The sequence below is a fragment of the Pseudoalteromonas maris genome (assembly GCF_049257235.1).
Taxonomy (GTDB): Bacteria; Pseudomonadota; Gammaproteobacteria; order Enterobacterales; family Alteromonadaceae; genus Pseudoalteromonas.
The window spans coordinates 418,931-435,592 of the sequence record NZ_JBMMUF010000002.1 but is presented as its reverse complement, the minus strand read 5'-3'; the positions used below and the strand labels follow the sequence as shown (position 1 = coordinate 435,592).

The window sequence follows — 16,662 nt, the reverse complement described above, 5'->3', positions numbered from 1 at the left end:
TGCAGAGTCAGTAGCAACCTATAATAAGAGGAGGCCACACATGGCCCTAAAATACAAAACGCCCGATGAAGTACATCAGGCGTTTTAATCAAAATAAGTGTCAACTTATTTCAGGACTAGTCAAATCAATGAAAAATTATAGTTCCAAGGGAAAAACCCCATCAACTGGGCGTCACAGTCCAAAGGCAAAGTTTGTACGCAAGCGAAGCAAACCAGCAGTTGCGCCACATGATGTAAAAGTGGTGCTGTTTAACAAACCGTTTGACGTGCTATGTCAGTTTACCGACGACAACAATAGCGCGACCTTAGCTGATTACATCGATATAAAACACGTATACGCGGCAGGTCGCTTAGATCGCGATTCTGAAGGTCTACTGTTACTCACCAACTGCGGCAAGTTACAACACAAACTGGCTAACCCCAAAAAGAACACCTATAAAACCTACTGGGTTCAAGTAGAGGGTACGGTTGAAGAGTCTTCAATACAGGCATTACAACAAGGCGTTGAGCTCAAAGACGGCTTAACACTGCCTGCCAAAGTACGTGTAATTGAACAACCGCCGGGGCTTTGGCAGCGTAATCCGCCAATTAGAGACCGTAAAAACATACCCACTACTTGGCTTGAGATAAGTATTAAAGAAGGTAAGAATCGTCAGGTTCGTCGCATGACCGCACACGTTGGGAATCCAACATTGCGGTTAATTCGTGCCAGTATCGGCCCATACCAACTGGGTGATTTGGCACTTGGACAATACAAGATTGTGGCCCCTTATGCATAAGCCAAACGTAACGGTTGCCATTGTACTAAAATGCAACGAACGCTACTTACTCGTAGAAGAACGCGATAAGTACAGTCAAAAAATCGTTTTTAATCAACCTGCTGGGCACCTCGAACATGGTGAAACCATTATTCAGGCCTGTATTAGAGAATTACAAGAAGAAACTGGGCTAAGTGCACAGTTATTAGGTCTTGTCGGTATCTATTCATTGCACGCAGCAAATGGTAAACATTATTTGCGTTTTTGTTTCTATGGCGAGCTTGATACTGAGCTTCATACAACACCACACGACGACGATATTATTGCCTGCCACTGGTTGACGTTGGACGAAATCAAACAAAAGCCATTACGTTCAGAACTTGTTTTGCAATGCATAGAGGATTCTTTGTCACGCCCTTTGATAAGTCTTGATTATTTGCGCTCATAGCGCACTTCAAGCCCTTGCTTAAGCGTGATATAATTCGCGCCCTCGAAGCAAAGTGATGTGAAATTCAAAACCTATGAGCGACAACAGCCAAATAAAAGTTATCGTCGGTATGTCCGGCGGCGTTGATTCATCCGTATCCGCTTACCTTCTTAAAGAACAGGGTTATCAGGTTGAAGGCCTGTTCATGAAAAACTGGGAAGAAGACGACAACGATGAGTACTGCGCAGCGGCTGAAGACTTAAAAGATGCGCAAATGGTGTGCGAAAAGCTCGGAATTGAACTTCACACTGTCAATTTTGCAGCAGAATACTGGGATAACGTCTTCGAGTACTTTTTAGAAGAGTACAAGGCAGGACGCACGCCAAACCCAGATATTATGTGTAATAAAGAAATCAAATTTAAGGCTTTTCTTGAATTTGCCGCAGAAGCGCTAGGTGCTGACTATATAGCCACTGGCCATTACGTGCGTCGTCAGGAGCAAGACGGCAAGTTCGCTATGTTACGCGGTGAAGACGATAATAAAGACCAAAGTTATTTCCTGTATACATTGAGCCATGAGCACATTGCTCAAACACTCTTCCCTGTTGGTGAATTACCAAAGCCGCAGGTACGCGAAATTGCTGAGCAACAAGGCTTAGTAACCCACGATAAAAAAGACAGTACAGGTATCTGTTTTATTGGTGAGAGAAAGTTTAAAGATTTCTTACAGCGTTACCTCCCTGCACAACCGGGTATTATTGAAGATACAGACGGCAATGAAGTGGGTGAGCACGAAGGGTTGATGTACCACACATTAGGTCAGCGCAAAGGCTTGCACATTGGTGGTTTGAAAGAAGGCTCTGGTGAGCCATGGTACGTTGTAGATAAAGACATTCAACGCAATGTGTTGGTAGTCGGTCAAGGTAAAAACCACCCTCGCCTATACAGCAATGGTCTGTACGCTAACCAGTTACATTGGGTGGACAGAGTTGGCCCTAAAGGCACGGCACGTGTAACGGTTAAAACGCGTTATCGCCAAGAGGATATCAACTGCACGCTACTTGTGGGTGAAGATGGCATGGCTCGCGTGCTATTTGATGAACCACAAAAAGCGGTAACACCAGGGCAATCAGCGGTATTTTATGACGGCGAAGTTTGCTTGGGTGGCGGGATTATTGATTCGGTGATCAAATAAATGAATGCAAATCAGGTAATGGCACTTGCTGCTATGTGCCAAGTAGCTATTCAAGTACAGAAACTTGCAAAGTATGGTCAGTCACAACAGCACGAGATTGAACCACTGATGCAATCACTGTTAGCAACCGACGCAGCCAATGTTGAAGCTATATACGGTTCGAAACACAATTTAATGAGCGGCTACAAAGCCTTGATAGCGCAACTATCAACGGGTACTGAAAAGAACGTTGAGTTGGTTAAATATGTGGGTTCACTAGTGCAACTTGAGCGCATTCTCAGTTCACGTCCAGATGCACTTAACGCACTGGGTCGTGACATTGGTGCTACTAAAGAAAAGCTCGCTCATTTAGCGCTTTTAGATGAATCTATCATCGCGGCTTTCGCCGATACATACGCACAAATAATTAGTCCACTTGGGCAGCGCATTCAAGTGTTTGGTCAACCTGAACTACTAAAACAAAAGAGTATTCAAAACCGTATTCGCGCATTACTTTTAGCCGGTATTCGTGCTGCTGTGCTATGGCGACAGGTTGGCGGTAAAAGACGACACTTTTTATTTTCCAAGAAGAAAATCTTGGCAATCGCAAAAGAACAAATTTAAACCCCTACTCAAATACAATTGAGTAACAAGAAGATAATCGTTCAACGTAACTTAGGAGTTAATATGGAGCTTTCAGCGTTAACCGCGATCTCTCCGGTAGATGGGCGCTACGGCAGCAAAACTGCAGAATTGCGTAGCATTTTTAGTGAATTTGGCCTGATCAAATACCGCGTACAAGTAGAAGTACGTTGGTTACAAGCCCTAGCCGAGGCAGCTGAAATTTCTGAAGTTCCAGCGTTGAGCGCGCAAGCGAATGCCCTACTTGATGGCATCGTTGACAATTTCAGCGAAGCAGACGCACAGCGTGTAAAAGATATCGAGCGCACTACAAACCATGATGTAAAAGCGGTTGAGTATTTACTTAAAGAAAAAGTAGCAGACAACGCAGAATTGAATGCTATTAACGAGTTTATTCACTTCGCATGTACTTCAGAAGATATTAACAACCTATCACATGGTTTGATGCTAACTGAAGCGCGTGACAAAGTATTGCTTCCTTACATGGATCAACTTCTTGATGCGGTAAAAGAAAAAGCAATCGAATACAAATCAGTTGCAATGATGACTCGTACTCACGGCCAACCTGCTTCACCTTCTACTATGGGTAAAGAGTTTGCAAATGTGTACATGCGCCTGAAGCGCCAACGTGATCAAGTAGCACAAGTAAACATGCTTGGTAAAATCAATGGTGCAGTTGGTAACTACAACGCTCACCTAAGTGCTTACCCTGATTACGACTGGCACTCACACGCTGAGAAGTTCGTGACTAGCTTAGGCCTTACATTTAATCCGTTCACCACGCAAATCGAACCACATGATTACATTGCTGAGTTATTCGATGCTGTTGCACGTTTCAACACGGTGCTAATCGATTTCGACCGTGACGTTTGGGGTTACATCGCGCTTAACCACTTCAAACAAAAAACAGTCGCAGGTGAAATTGGTTCTTCAACCATGCCACACAAAGTTAACCCTATCGACTTCGAGAACTCTGAAGGAAACCTTGGTTTAGCAAACGCTATCTTTGGCCACCTAGCTCAGAAGTTGCCAATTTCTCGTTGGCAACGTGACCTTACAGACTCAACAGTTCTTCGTAATCTTGGTGTTGGTATGGGCTATGCACTTATTGCTTATCAAGCAACGCTTAAAGGTGTGAGCAAGCTAGAAGTAAACGAGCAACGTCTGCTTGATGAACTTGACCAAAACTGGGAATTATTGGCAGAGCCAATTCAGACAGTTATGCGTAAATATGGCATTGAAAAGCCATATGAAAAGCTAAAAGAGCTGACACGAGGTAAACGTGTGGATCAAGTGGCTATGGCCGAGTTCATTGATACATTAGAATTACCAGCTGAAGTTAAAGCGCAGTTAAAAGAACTAAGCCCGGCGAACTATATTGGTCGTGCAGTTGAATTTATCGACAACCTTTAATTAGATTCGATAATATCAACATAAAAGCGAAAGACGCAGTCATATGCACAAGGTCTTTCGCTTTTTTTTATCAATTGCAGCAACTAAATTGACGCGCTGGCCATACTAACACTTCTATGTGTACTCACCCTATATTTAAGGGCGGTCGACGTATTTAACTCGCTAGCAAAGTTCCCTAATACAGGAAGCACATATGTATACATTGCATATCAATGATCTAACACAGCAAGAGTTTTTATCTCAGTACTGGCAGAAAAAACCGTTATTGATAAAAGGCGGTTTTAAATCATTTGAAGACCCGCTTGAGCCCGATGAACTTGCCGGTTTGGCAATGGAAGAAGGGATAGAATCACGCATAGTGACTAATCACGATGGTTGGCAATGCACAAATGGACCTTTTGAAGATTTCTCCCCTCTTAGCAATGAAAACGCTACCTTACTAGTGCAAGCAGTTGACCATTGGCATCCCGATGCGGCGCAGCTTCTTGAGCCTTTTCGTTTCATCCCCAATTGGCGCATTGACGATTTGATGGTGAGCTACTCCACCGTAGGCGGAGGTGTTGGCCCTCATCTTGATCAGTATGATGTGTTCATTATACAAGGGTTAGGAAAGCGACATTGGCGAGTTGGCAATGTCGACAAATCAATACAACAATTCAGTGCCAACAAAGGGCTACTTCAAGTAGGTCAATTTGACGCTGTAATTGATGTGATACTAGAACCTGGCGATATCTTATATATCCCACCTAGCGCGCCACACGAAGGGTATGCAACTGAAGCCGCAATGAATTACTCCGTGGGTTTTAGAGCCCCGAATCAAACTGACTTATTGTCAGCGTTTGCTGATCACCTCATTGATCACGATTTAGGTCAAAGCAGATATACCGATGCATCACTCACCTTACGCGACAGTTGTGGACAGCTGCAACAAAATGAAATTGAACATTTACGGGCACTTGTCACTGATGCGATAAATGATGATGATGTATTCCTTCGTTTTATCGCAGAACATATCAGCGCACCAAAGCACGATAAAGATTTGCTTCCTCTGGATGATGAGATAGACGAGTCGTCTGTATCAAATTATTTACATAATTACCCATATCTATACAAAGCAGGTGGGTTACGCTGTATCTACATAGAGCAAGATGAGTCCGTCATGCTTGGTGTCGAAGGACATAGTTTTAACATGCCAATCATGCACTTAACTGCTGTGCAAGCGCTATGTGATCAGCCCCAAGTGCAAACACCATTAATATTAGAGCACACACACTGTTTACTTTTCAGACAAATGATGGCTACACTGATAAGAGAGGGTTTCTGGTTTATTGACTAGGGGGACACATGCCTTATCGGATTAACCAAATAGAATGGGGCCTAAAAGATAGTCCTATTAGGCAAATCCGTGAACGTGTTTTCGTTTTTGAGTTGAATATACCAATGTCAGTTGAATTTGATAGCCGCGATAGTAGCGCCCTACACTTCGTGGCTTACACTGAACAGGGTGAACCAGTTGCTACAGCTAGGCTGTGTAAAGATGGTTTACTTGGCCGTATTGCAGTCCTTCCAGAGCATCGCAATCGTGGTATTTACAACGAGCTTCTTCAGTACATTCTTACCAATGCGTCAACCTGCGGTATGCAGTCAATCTGTATAAATTGTGTGTTGCATGAGGTAGAGCGCTTTAAACAAAAAGGGTTTTCGCCTTGCAGCTCCGTATTTATGGAAGCCGGCATTCCAAGACAGCGCTTAGAATGCCGAATAGAGACATGTGACTCAAGCCCTTTTACGATGGTTCATTAGCCCACAAATTGTCATTGTCGTACAATTCATAAAGGCCATGCGCACGCTTAATAAGTAAGTTAGCAAAGTCATGCTGTGTTTTATCAATGCGTACTGATGATAAAATTTGCTCAGCTTTAATTTGCCACTGAAGTGAAAAGTAGCGCATTGCTTCTCGTGCGTTTGATGCTGCACTCACTTCGGCATGGTCGGTCGGCAACCGACCACTGATCACCCAATATGACTTGCCGTTTTGAGTTTTGAACTTCCAAACGGCGCATAAAGGCGCTAGAAATCGACTTTCTTTTTCGAATACTGTTTGTGGCAACACACCTTTTTCGGCAAGGTGCTTTTGTGCACTCTCAAAGCACTCTCGCTGGAATGCTAGCGCTTGTTGTTCTTTTTCTTGTTGATTCATTTCTTGCGACATAATACTGCTTCTCTTGTTGTTGCTGGCATCACTTTACGAATTCAGCGCCGCGGATGCAAGCCTTTAGATTAGCTTTAAGAGAATTTGCGTGTACTAGCGTTTTAAAGCAATCATTGGGGTATTTTGGCAAGGCAAACTCTGCATCACTTACATTTTCGGTCATTCAAATATAACGCAAGAAATCCACCGACGGTGGCCACACCCTAATTACCTAAGACTTTTGCCGGGTCTACTTTACTGGCTTGCCAAGCAGGATAAATTGAGGCAATAACGGTAATTACTACCGTTATTGCACCAACATACAGCACATCCATCCATTCTATCTTCGCGGGTAGAAAATCGATAAAATACACACCAGAGAGCTTATTCTCGCCAATCAGATTGCTATACCAATTGAACAAATCAGTAATGTTCATTGCCAATATTAAGCCTAAGATACACCCAAGTACTGTAGCTACTAACGCAGATACAACACCCTGAAATAAAAACGTGTTAACTATGACAAAATCCGATGCGCCCATTGTACGTAAAATCGCGATAGCGCTTTGTTTCTCCTTTACCTCCATAAACAGTGACGAAACAATATTAAAGCTTGCGACAGCTATAATAAGAAATACACTCAAATAGACGATTGTGCGCACCATTTGTATATCCTGATAGAGGCTTCCCTGTGTACGCACCCAACTACTGACGTACACATAATCATCTAGAATACGCCCTATTCGCATCGCCTCTGATTGCGCACTGTAGACATCATCAAGCGTAACTCGTAACCCTGTTACCTGATCGGCTCTTAACGAGAACAAAGCTTGTAAATCGCTAAGTCGCATTAAAATTTGTTGTTTATCCAAGGGGCCATTGCTTTGAAGCAATCCTGCTAATGTCGCACTATAACGCACAGGCGCACTCATACCTTTGCTTCTGTCTTTGAGATCCGACATAAGTAATGTGAGCTTGTCACCTACTTGCAGTCCCAATTTTTGCGCTAGTTCATTACCTAGAATAACTTCGCCTTTATTAAGCTCGTCTAGTTTAGCACCATTAATAAACTGATTTACAATGGATACGTCTTGTTCGAGTGCGACATCCACTCCCCTTAACTGCGCAGCCTCAAGCACACTCCCTGCCTGCGCCATGGCATTAACAGCGATAAAAGGAGCTGCGGCTTTGACGTTTGTCTGTTGCTCTAATAAGCGTTGTTTTGTTTGCCAGTCGTCTATGTATTCGTCTGCCGCGACATACTCAACATGCGGCACCAGTGCCAATAAACGTTCTACTAACTGTTGTTGAAAGCCGTTGACTACAGACAGCGCAAGTAACAACACAGCCACACCCAACATTATTCCTATGCTAGAGCTTTTAGCCATAAAGCCCATAAAGCCGTTGCCTTTTTGTGACTGGCGAAAACGTTGAGCGATAAAAAAGCTCAATGACGTCGACTTCATGCAATTTCTACCTGTGTACTTTTTTGACTTAACACGCCTTCATCAAGGATCACGGTGCGGCTCAAGCGGCTCGCTAATTCAAGGTCATGGGTCACTACAATGAAGCTGGTACCAAGATCATTTTGCAACTCCATTAGCAGTTCATAGATTTTTTGCGCATTGGTTTTATCAAGATTCCCAGTAGGCTCATCAGCCAATACTAAGTCTGGCTCACTGACTACCGCTCGAGCAATCGCGACGCGCTGGCGTTCACCACCTGACAAATTGGCAGGTTTATGGTCAATACGATGAGACAACCCCACTTTATCGAGCATTCGCTGTGCTTTTTGCTGCGCCTCTTTGGCACTAACGCCCGCAATTAACAAAGGCATTGCTACATTCTCTAATGCGGTAAATTCCATGAGCAAATGATGAAATTGATAAATAAAGCCCAAATGCTTATTACGAAAAGCTGCTTGTGCTTTTCTATCCAATTTGGCTATGTTTTTACCACAAATATTCACTTCGCCACTGCTGGGCTTATCAAGCGTCCCAAGAATGTGCAACAAGGTGCTTTTACCTGAGCCAGATGAACCAACTACAGCAACACTCTCACCTTTAGCAACTTCTAAATCAATGCCTTTAAGCACATCGACTTGCTCAGCTGCATCACTATAGGTTTTGGTTAAATTGCGACAATGTAAAACGTAATCATTCATATCTTAAAACCTCAGCTGGGCGAACTTGTGCTGCTTTTTTAGCGGGATAGAGTGTGGCGATAAAACTCATGGCAATAGCGCCTAAGACGATGGTTAACAACGTGGTATACGAGACAACGACTGGTAGATTTTGTTGACCGAATAAGTTGAGACCGATAGCACGAAGTATTTCATTGAGATTAAGTACCACAACCAGTGCACCTAGTGCACCGATTGCACTGCCCACTACCCCGTTATACAGCCCCTGCACCATGAACACGCGTGCCACTTGGTGGTGGCTTAAGCCCAAGGTTTGCAAAATAGCGACTTCACCTTGTTTTTCTCTGACCATCATCGTCAGTGAAGAAACGATATTAAACACAGCAATGACGAAAATCAGCCCAAGCAACAAACTCATAATTCGTTTTTCCATCGCTACCGCACTAAACAAACTTCCTTGGCTCTTACGCCAGTCTGTTACTCCAACCTTTTGTGCATCATCAAGACTCGCCAACACTTGCTCGCTTAAAAATGCATCACTGAGCATCACTTCAATGGGCGCTGCGTTTTGTTGTTTAATTCTTTTGAGGCGCTGCAACGACTCACCTGACGTGAACATGGTGTACATATCAAGCTCCGAGCCACTGCGGTAAATCGCTGACACCGTGAATAATCGCTGCACGGGGATACGCCCCATAGGCGTATACGTTGACACTGAAGGAATAGTAACGCGCACTGTATCACCGATACCCACAGACAATGAGCGGGCCAAATAGCGACTGATTGCTAATTGATAACGTTGGCTATAGATAATTTGCACACTGCCAACTTCGATATTTTGTTCAACATTAGTTGGCAACGACTCATAGGGCGCTTGCAGCAAGATCCCTTGAATATCATGTGCGCTTTGCACAATTGTTTGTGCCTGATGATAGCGCTTTATTTCAATAACCGCTTGTTGCTGTTCTAGATGTGCTATTAGTTGCTGCTGTTCGCTATCTGAACGATGCTGCATATCAAACTGTAAATGCGGGATCATCGACAACATCGAGTGTTTGAGATTGTTTTCGAAGCCAGTCATTACCGACATCACGGTAAAAAGCGCAGTGATCCCAAGCGCAATCCCCGCTATGGAAAAAAACGACACAAATGAGACAAAGGCACTGCCTTTAGATAAGCGCGAGTAGCGTAGACCAATAAATAAACTGACAGGCTTATACATCAACAGCTTAACCAAAAAATACAATTGCACGATGCTAACATAGGTCTCAAATAATGGGTATGTTACAGCACTGGATTAATCCGAACTTAGAGATAAATTTAACTGCGCGGTCAAATTTTCAGCTAAGTAATCTAATAGTTTTTTGGTCGCATTAGCCTGATACAGCTTCGCCGGCGTCACAGCCCATATTGGCTCTTTGCGTATGGCAAAAGACAACAACACCTCTTGCAATTTACCCTGGGCCATTGCTTCTTTGACATAATAATCAGGTAATTGCACAAGCCCTAAGCCCTTTATTGCAGCGTCACACAATGCCCAGCCGCTATTGCAACGTAACCTTGTTTTACTCATTTTAACGTGACGGATCTTGTTCTTTTCCACAAACTGCCAAAAGTCGGAATGCCCCAGCAAGCAATTATGGTCACTTAACTCATTGAGGGCATAAGGAACACCGTGTTCTTTGAGATACTGCCTACTTGCACACACGATCATCGCTCGCGATGCGAGCCTTTTAGCCGTTAGGTTTGAATCGGCGAGTTCTCCAATGCGAATTGCCAAATCGATATGCTCTCCTATTAAATCAAGGGTGTTGTTTGTCAGCACCATATTGACGCTAATTTTTGGATAGTGCGCCATGAATTCATGCACCAAAGGCATAATAAATTGTTCGCCAAACATCACTGGCGCAGTAATTCTCAACTGCCCGCTCAATTGCGCTTGTTGCTCTTTGAGTGCCCACTCTCCTTGCTCTAACACAGCTTGCGCCTTCTTCGCATGATGCAGTAGCAACTGCCCTTGTTGTGTGAGTACGACCTTTCTAGTACTTCGCACAAACAGCTGAACGTTATAGTAATCTTCAAGAGAATTGATTGTGCGACTTATATGCGCCACAGACGTACCGACCTGCTTCGCCGCGCTAGTAAATGACTCACATTGCGCTGCAGCGATAAATTCCAACATTCCTTGCCATCGCATTATTACACCTGAGTAAAAGTTAATTAATCTAAGTCAGACCATAACATATTGTGTAATAATTTTGACTCATTTCACTATTTGAGAAAAAGAACATGGCAGAATTTATAAAATCTAAAGCAGCGGTTGCATGGGGCCCAAAGCAACCACTTGTAATCGAAGAAGTCGATGTCATGATGCCAAAAGCAGGCGAAGTATTAGTTAAAATCCATGCCACGGGTGTGTGTCATACAGACGCTTTCACCCTTTCAGGTGAAGACCCAGAAGGTATTTTCCCTGCGATATTAGGTCATGAAGGCGGCGGCGTTGTTGAAGCTATTGGCGAGGGCGTGACCAGCGTTGCTGTAGGTGATCATGTCATTCCGCTTTACACCCCTGAGTGTGGTGAGTGTAAGTTCTGTACTTCAGGCAAGACTAATTTATGCCAAAAAATCCGTGAGACTCAAGGCAAAGGCCTGATGCCAGATGGCACGACGCGTTTTTATAAAGACGGTGAGCCTATATATCACTACATGGGGACTTCTACATTCTCTGAGTACACTGTATTACCTGAAATATCACTGGCAAAGGTAAATAAAGAGGCACCATTAGAAGAAGTGTGTTTATTAGGCTGTGGTGTAACTACAGGTATGGGAGCCGTACTCAATACTGCCAAAGTCCAACCTGGCGACAGCGTTGCCATCTTTGGCTTAGGTGGCATTGGCCTCTCTGCAATTATTGGCGCGAAAATGGCGGGTGCTGGGCGCATTATCGGCATCGATATTAACGAAAGTAAGTTTGAGTTAGCAAAAAAGCTCGGCGCTACAGACTTAATTAATTCAAATGACTATGACAAACCGATTCAAGAAGTCATTGTCGAAATGACCGATGGTGGTGTCGATTATTCGTTTGAATGTATTGGCAATGTTAACGTCATGCGCAGTGCCCTAGAGTGTTGTCACAAGGGTTGGGGCGAGTCTGTCATCATTGGCGTTGCCGGTGCTGGCCAAGAAATATCAACACGACCTTTCCAACTGGTAACAGGTCGAGTATGGCGTGGTACCGCGTTTGGTGGTGTTAAAGGGCGCTCTGAATTACCAAGTATTGTTGAGCGCTACCTAAATAACGAATTTGCTCTCAATGATTTTATTACGCACACCATGGCGCTTGAAGATATCAACGACGCATTTGAATTAATGCATGCAGGAAAAAGCATTCGCAGTGTGATTCAATATGATAAATAAGGTGTTCCCATGGACTTACAATTACTGAGTAAAAACAAAGTACATGGCGGTTGGCATAAACGTTATAGCCACACGTCGGGTGTGAATAATTGTGACATGACCTTCGCTGTCTTTATTCCAGAAGCGGTCGATGATCACAACCGCGCGCCCGTGCTTTATTGGTTATCAGGATTAACCTGTACAGATGAAAACTTCATGCAAAAAGCGGGGGCGTTTAGGGCCGCCGCAGAGCATGGCATTATTTTGGTTGCGCCAGACACCAGCCCTCGCGGTGAAGGCGTTGCTGACGATCCGCAAGGTAATTACGATTTCGGTCTAGGTGCAGGCTTTTATGTTAACGCCACTCAAGCGCCCTACAGTAGCCACTATCATATGTTCGATTACGTGAGTAAAGAGCTACCGGAAATAATCGATGCCCACTTCCCCACAAACGCTAAAAAGGCTATTAGTGGCCATTCAATGGGAGGTCATGGTGCACTCGTAGTGGGATTGTCACATCCACATGCCTATAGCAGTATCAGTGCGTTTGCCCCGATCACTCACCCGATTGATTGCCCTTGGGGACAAAAGGCGTTCCAAGGTTATTTAGGAGGCGACCAATCCACTTGGCTACGCTATGACAGCTGCGAGATGCTAAAAAGCATCCCGCCAAGCGAGTGTCCACCCATCTTAGTCAGCCAAGGCTTAGCTGATAACTTTTTGACCGAGCAACTCAAACCCCACTGTTTGGCGCAAGCCGCGGAGCATGCAGGCATCGACATAGTTATCGAGGAACATGCAGGGTATGATCATAGCTACTTCTTTATCAGTAGTTTTATCGATCAGCACATTGCCTTTGCTGCCAACGCTTTTATGAACTAAATAATGCCTCAAGCCCCAATTATGGGGCTTTTTTATCATCTTCTTCGCTCATTTCGCTAACCAGCGCTTTTACAAAGCCCACGATCTGAAACACAAATATGACAACAAAAGGAAGTGCGCCAATAACCGCAATATTGCGATTAAGTGTTTCATCAGAAATTAACACCAAACACAGGCTGATAATGGCCATTAAAACAGACCATATAAAGATCGATCCCTTAGCTGAACTAGGTGCACACAATTGTTTAATCACTAATAATGCAGAATCTGCGCTTGTGGCTACAAAGACAACCAATAGCACAAAGCTCAATAGTGTTAAAACCTCCCCCATGGTGCCCAAGTGGGAGAAAAAGAAATACACGCCTTGTGTATAATCATTCGCTATTACACTCAGTAAATCAGTAGGAAGATGTTGCGCAATCGCAATTGCGGAGCCGCCAAACACGCTGAACCAAACAAGTGTTAACAATGTCGGTATGAAAACCACTGCAAGAATATATTGCCGTAATGTTCTACCCCTTGAAATACGAGCTAAAAACACCCCCACAAAGGGTCCCCACGCTAACCACCAAAAGTAATAGTTATATGTCCAGCCATTCGCCCAATTGGCATCGACCAGCTGCGAGTCTAATTGCCACGCACCTGAGATAACCAACATTGTATATTCAGCTATAGCACTCGTGAATGTCGATAATATGGGCTCAAGCGGCACACTACTGATGACCAAAAACATCATAATTAGCGTCAAATACACATTGAATTTACTCAGTGACTGTATGCCCTTTTTTAAGCCCAACCTAGTCGATACAAAATACAATCCAGTGATACAGCTTAATATAACGAGTGCCAACCAAATGGTATCAATACTAAAGCCAATGTTATTCAACGCCTGCTGCATGCCATTTTTCAACAACATACTCGCATTCGCGATTGTGCCCACTACCCCAAAAAAGATGGCGATAATGGCCACCAAACAGATACCGTTGTGAACTGACTGCGAGACAGATTGGCCAGGCCACTTACCCAAGCCAAAAAGCACAGGCGCGCTTAATTCTTCAGGTTTACTGATTGCTTTTGTGATGCCACCGAGTAATACACCAAAAGCAGCATACAACGCCCATGCATGCACCCCCCAATTGAGCATCGTTAAAGCCATACTGGCACCTAATTTATCTGGGTAAAAGCTCTGCTTCAGTGGCGTGTCTGTATAGTGAATAGCAGGCTCTGCAACACCCCAAAAGATGAGACCGGAGCCCATGCCAGCGGCGAACAGCATTGATAACCAACCAAAGGTACTAAATTCCACCTTGCTGTGCTCTCCCCCCATTTTCTTTGCGCCTAAGGGGCTTACACACAGCAACAATAGCGCTAAGAATAAACCGTTAATAAATAGGAAAAAAGCACCGCCTATTGATGAAATAGACTGCTGAATAATAGGTTGGATTAACGTAATTAATGTTTGCGGAGCCACCAGCGCGATGATTGCAATCACAACACAAATGACAATAGCGAAGCGCTCTATGTTCACAGTCACAGCATGTACTTAATTGGGGTAAAACACACAGTTTACTTAGCTACACGCCACCATGCAAACTAAGTGACGAAAAGCAAAAAAAGCCAGCATTAATGCCGGCTCTATTCATCATAGCTTGCTGCAAATCAGGTAATAAATTATTTGCTCATATCTGCGTATGGGTTATCAACGCTTAACTTTATCGGCTTATCAAAGCCTGGTATGGTCATCTGCATTGTATCGAACGCAATCTCATTTTCGTCAATCAAGCCTTCGCCAAAACGATAAATGAGATCAAACTGGCCTTTTTGAGCGCGCTCGAAATAAACCTGCTGCTGTTGCTTCACACCTTTATTACGCTCAGCATGCTGCGCAATTGCATCGTCACCATGACGTGTTGTTAGCATGTGTTTAGTCACCGCAGGACTTAAAACCGGTGCGGTTGCGTTATTACCACCAAAACCTTTTGAATTAATAAAAGCAACATCCTGTGGTTCGCACGAAGCGTGCTCAAGTGCAATATTTAAGCGTTCTGCAAATACATCGTCGGCGACTTTATCAATCGTTGTCACTCCAGGCATAATGTTGTCGCTAAAGACCCCAAGGGCAAAAGCAAGTTGATCGCCACTTGCAGGTGCAATGGTGTGGCCAACAAATGCCTTTGGTGCAACTACTGGCCAATCGTTGATATCGTACGCTGATGCAATACGGTCATAAATGGCCGACTCTGTAACACGGTTTTGTGGTGTACTAGAGCCATGAGCAAGAATAAAACTACGCTGTTTAATTGACTCGTCGCCGACAATAGCTTGCGCCAATGCCACCGATTTAGCCATGGTGATGTAGTTACCTGGGCCTGGTGCGGTAATAGATTTCTTGTAGCCATCTGCGTTTACAAATACATCTGGTACGCTACCTAGAATATCTGCACCTAGTTCAAGTGCTAGTGCATCATCCATCAAAATAGTTAGCTGCGCGCCCTCGCCTATGGTAAAGCCACAGTTTTCACCGAATGGACGCGAAGTACGACGATAATCAACCGTGTCTGAATTATCGAGCTTCTTAAGGTTATCTTCGTTTGCCAACGCGCTCATATTGCCAAAGCCTTCAAGAATTTCAGGCTCAATGGCACATTCACTTGAAGCTACGATAGCAACACGCGTGCGCCCTGCTTTGATGTCTTGTACTGCTGCACGCAGGTTATATAAGAAGGTCGCACACGCACCTGATGTCGTGAAGGTGGTTCCCACATTACCTGTCACATAGGCATTGATAAAGTCGGTGCTCATGGTATTTAGACCCAATGCAAGTTGCTTGGTGCTCACACGCTCACCTAATAAGCGCGCTTTAAATAAGCCACCTAGGCCTTCGGCATTCACCTGACCCGCTACCGACGCACTGTAGGTACCAATTTGATCAGGGGCCACTGAGTTCATCACTTTTTGCCAATCTAGGCCGCTAGAATGAATAGCGTCGCTGGCTGCGAAAATAGTCGCTTGTAATCCACGCGGTTGATAGCGGCTGTTATACAAAGCTGCCGGATCAAAGCCTGTTGGAAATTGGCCAGCGGCCTTTATTGGGTTATCGCGATAGGTGTCATGCTTAATTTCAAATTCACCCTCGATGGTTACCTCTACCTGCCCTTTTTCTAATTCTGTTACTTGCCAATTACTTGGCAGTGGCGTTGGCAGTTGACGCGCTTTAGTTACAAAGCGCACTGGCGCACCGGCGTTGGCTGAGATCTTTTGCTGCCAATGAGTCGCATCTACATCAAAAAAGCTTTTTTCGATACGACGGATCAGCGTACCCGCTAAAATTTGCTCACCAAGCTTTGCTTCGACATTGTCTGGCGTAATAACGTCGTTGTCTTTAGTCAAAAGTTGGTCGTCTTCATGGCGCACAAGATTCATAAGACTTGCTAAGCCTAACAATGTTTCTTGACGTTGTTGTTGTGGTAATGCGTCTAAAACAATGCGGCGGAAACCTTGATTAAACGACGTTCGCCCAGCGGCGTTAATTCCGCCCATCGCTACAATTACAGGTAATGCACTCATAAAACCTTCAGCTTATATTTCAGATAGTGTGTAAAGCGCACTAGTGTATGTGGAACTCTCACTGCTGTT

16 protein-coding genes are annotated in these 16,662 nt (G+C 44.2%); 9 read left to right on the top strand and 7 right to left on the bottom strand.

The annotated features are described in order from the left end of the window. Window positions 1-128: 128 nt before the first annotated feature. From AAEU32_RS04930 to AAEU32_RS04900, 7 genes are all read left to right on the top strand, one after another. Window positions 129-779: an rRNA large subunit pseudouridine synthase E gene (locus AAEU32_RS04930; protein ID WP_421969404.1), complete on the top strand. Its 651-nt coding sequence runs from the start codon at window positions 129-131 to the stop codon at window positions 777-779. Next, on the top strand, window positions 772-1,206 hold the full coding sequence (locus AAEU32_RS04925) for an NUDIX hydrolase (protein ID WP_421969403.1): 435 nt from the start codon (window positions 772-774) through the stop codon (window positions 1,204-1,206). The genes AAEU32_RS04930 and AAEU32_RS04925 overlap by 8 nt, the downstream gene beginning before the upstream one ends. Before the next feature lie 73 nt (window positions 1,207-1,279). Next, entirely contained in the window at window positions 1,280-2,380 is a 1,101-nt protein-coding gene (mnmA, locus tag AAEU32_RS04920) for a tRNA 2-thiouridine(34) synthase MnmA (protein WP_421969402.1), read from the top strand. Then, window positions 2,381-2,983 (top strand): high frequency lysogenization protein HflD, encoded by a 603-nt coding sequence (hflD, locus tag AAEU32_RS04915; RefSeq protein ID WP_421969401.1) that lies wholly within the window; start codon window positions 2,381-2,383, stop codon window positions 2,981-2,983. A gap of 63 nt (window positions 2,984-3,046) precedes the next feature. Beyond that, window positions 3,047-4,414, top strand: coding sequence for an adenylosuccinate lyase (purB, locus tag AAEU32_RS04910; protein WP_421969400.1), 1,368 nt, complete (start codon window positions 3,047-3,049; stop codon window positions 4,412-4,414). Window positions 4,415-4,607: 193 nt separating this feature from the next. Continuing rightward, window positions 4,608-5,750: a JmjC domain-containing protein gene (locus AAEU32_RS04905; protein WP_421969399.1), complete on the top strand. Its 1,143-nt coding sequence runs from the start codon at window positions 4,608-4,610 to the stop codon at window positions 5,748-5,750. Between the two features lie 8 nt (window positions 5,751-5,758). Then, window positions 5,759-6,217, top strand: a complete 459-nt coding sequence (locus AAEU32_RS04900) for a GNAT family N-acetyltransferase (protein ID WP_421969398.1) — start codon at window positions 5,759-5,761, stop codon at window positions 6,215-6,217. Here the strand turns inward: AAEU32_RS04900 and AAEU32_RS04895 are convergent. From AAEU32_RS04895 to AAEU32_RS04875, 5 genes are all read right to left on the bottom strand, one after another. Further along, on the bottom strand, window positions 6,201-6,614 hold the full coding sequence (locus tag AAEU32_RS04895) for a DUF4826 family protein (protein ID WP_421969419.1): 414 nt from the start codon (window positions 6,612-6,614) through the stop codon (window positions 6,201-6,203). The genes AAEU32_RS04900 and AAEU32_RS04895 overlap by 17 nt on opposite strands. 215 nt (window positions 6,615-6,829) lie before the next feature. Continuing rightward, on the bottom strand, window positions 6,830-8,071 hold the full coding sequence (locus AAEU32_RS04890; RefSeq protein ID WP_421969397.1) for a lipoprotein-releasing ABC transporter permease subunit: 1,242 nt from the start codon (window positions 8,069-8,071) through the stop codon (window positions 6,830-6,832). Continuing rightward, on the bottom strand, window positions 8,068-8,769 hold the full coding sequence (gene lolD, locus AAEU32_RS04885; protein WP_421969396.1) for a lipoprotein-releasing ABC transporter ATP-binding protein LolD: 702 nt from the start codon (window positions 8,767-8,769) through the stop codon (window positions 8,068-8,070). Before lolD ends, AAEU32_RS04890 begins: the two co-directional genes overlap by 4 nt. Beyond that, window positions 8,762-9,970 carry an FtsX-like permease family protein gene (locus AAEU32_RS04880; protein WP_421969418.1) on the bottom strand — a complete coding sequence of 403 codons (1,209 nt, stop codon included), beginning with the start codon at window positions 9,968-9,970 and terminating at the stop codon, window positions 8,762-8,764. The genes lolD and AAEU32_RS04880 overlap by 8 nt, the downstream gene beginning before the upstream one ends. A 75-nt stretch (window positions 9,971-10,045) precedes the next feature. After that, the gene (locus AAEU32_RS04875; protein ID WP_421969395.1) at window positions 10,046-10,945 is read right to left on the bottom strand and encodes a LysR substrate-binding domain-containing protein; all 900 of its coding nucleotides are present in this window, start codon (window positions 10,943-10,945) and stop codon (window positions 10,046-10,048) included. 92 nt (window positions 10,946-11,037) lie between these two features. On the opposite strand from AAEU32_RS04875, the gene AAEU32_RS04870 reads away from it, so the two are divergent. Both AAEU32_RS04870 and fghA read left to right on the top strand, forming a co-directional pair. Continuing rightward, window positions 11,038-12,165, top strand: coding sequence for an S-(hydroxymethyl)glutathione dehydrogenase/class III alcohol dehydrogenase (locus AAEU32_RS04870; protein ID WP_421969394.1), 1,128 nt, complete (start codon window positions 11,038-11,040; stop codon window positions 12,163-12,165). Window positions 12,166-12,174: 9 nt separating this feature from the next. Further along, window positions 12,175-13,026, top strand: a complete 852-nt coding sequence (gene fghA / locus AAEU32_RS04865; protein ID WP_421969393.1) for an S-formylglutathione hydrolase — start codon at window positions 12,175-12,177, stop codon at window positions 13,024-13,026. A gap of 19 nt (window positions 13,027-13,045) precedes the next feature. Here fghA and AAEU32_RS04860 read toward each other — a convergent pair whose 3' ends face one another. Together AAEU32_RS04860 and AAEU32_RS04855 are read right to left on the bottom strand one after the other, a co-directional pair. After that, on the bottom strand, window positions 13,046-14,560 hold the full coding sequence (locus tag AAEU32_RS04860) for a BCCT family transporter (protein ID WP_421969392.1): 1,515 nt from the start codon (window positions 14,558-14,560) through the stop codon (window positions 13,046-13,048). Window positions 14,561-14,697: 137 nt separating this feature from the next. Continuing rightward, window positions 14,698-16,593 (bottom strand): beta-ketoacyl synthase, encoded by a 1,896-nt coding sequence (locus tag AAEU32_RS04855; RefSeq protein ID WP_421969391.1) that lies wholly within the window; start codon window positions 16,591-16,593, stop codon window positions 14,698-14,700. Between the last annotated feature and the right edge of the window lie 69 nt (window positions 16,594-16,662).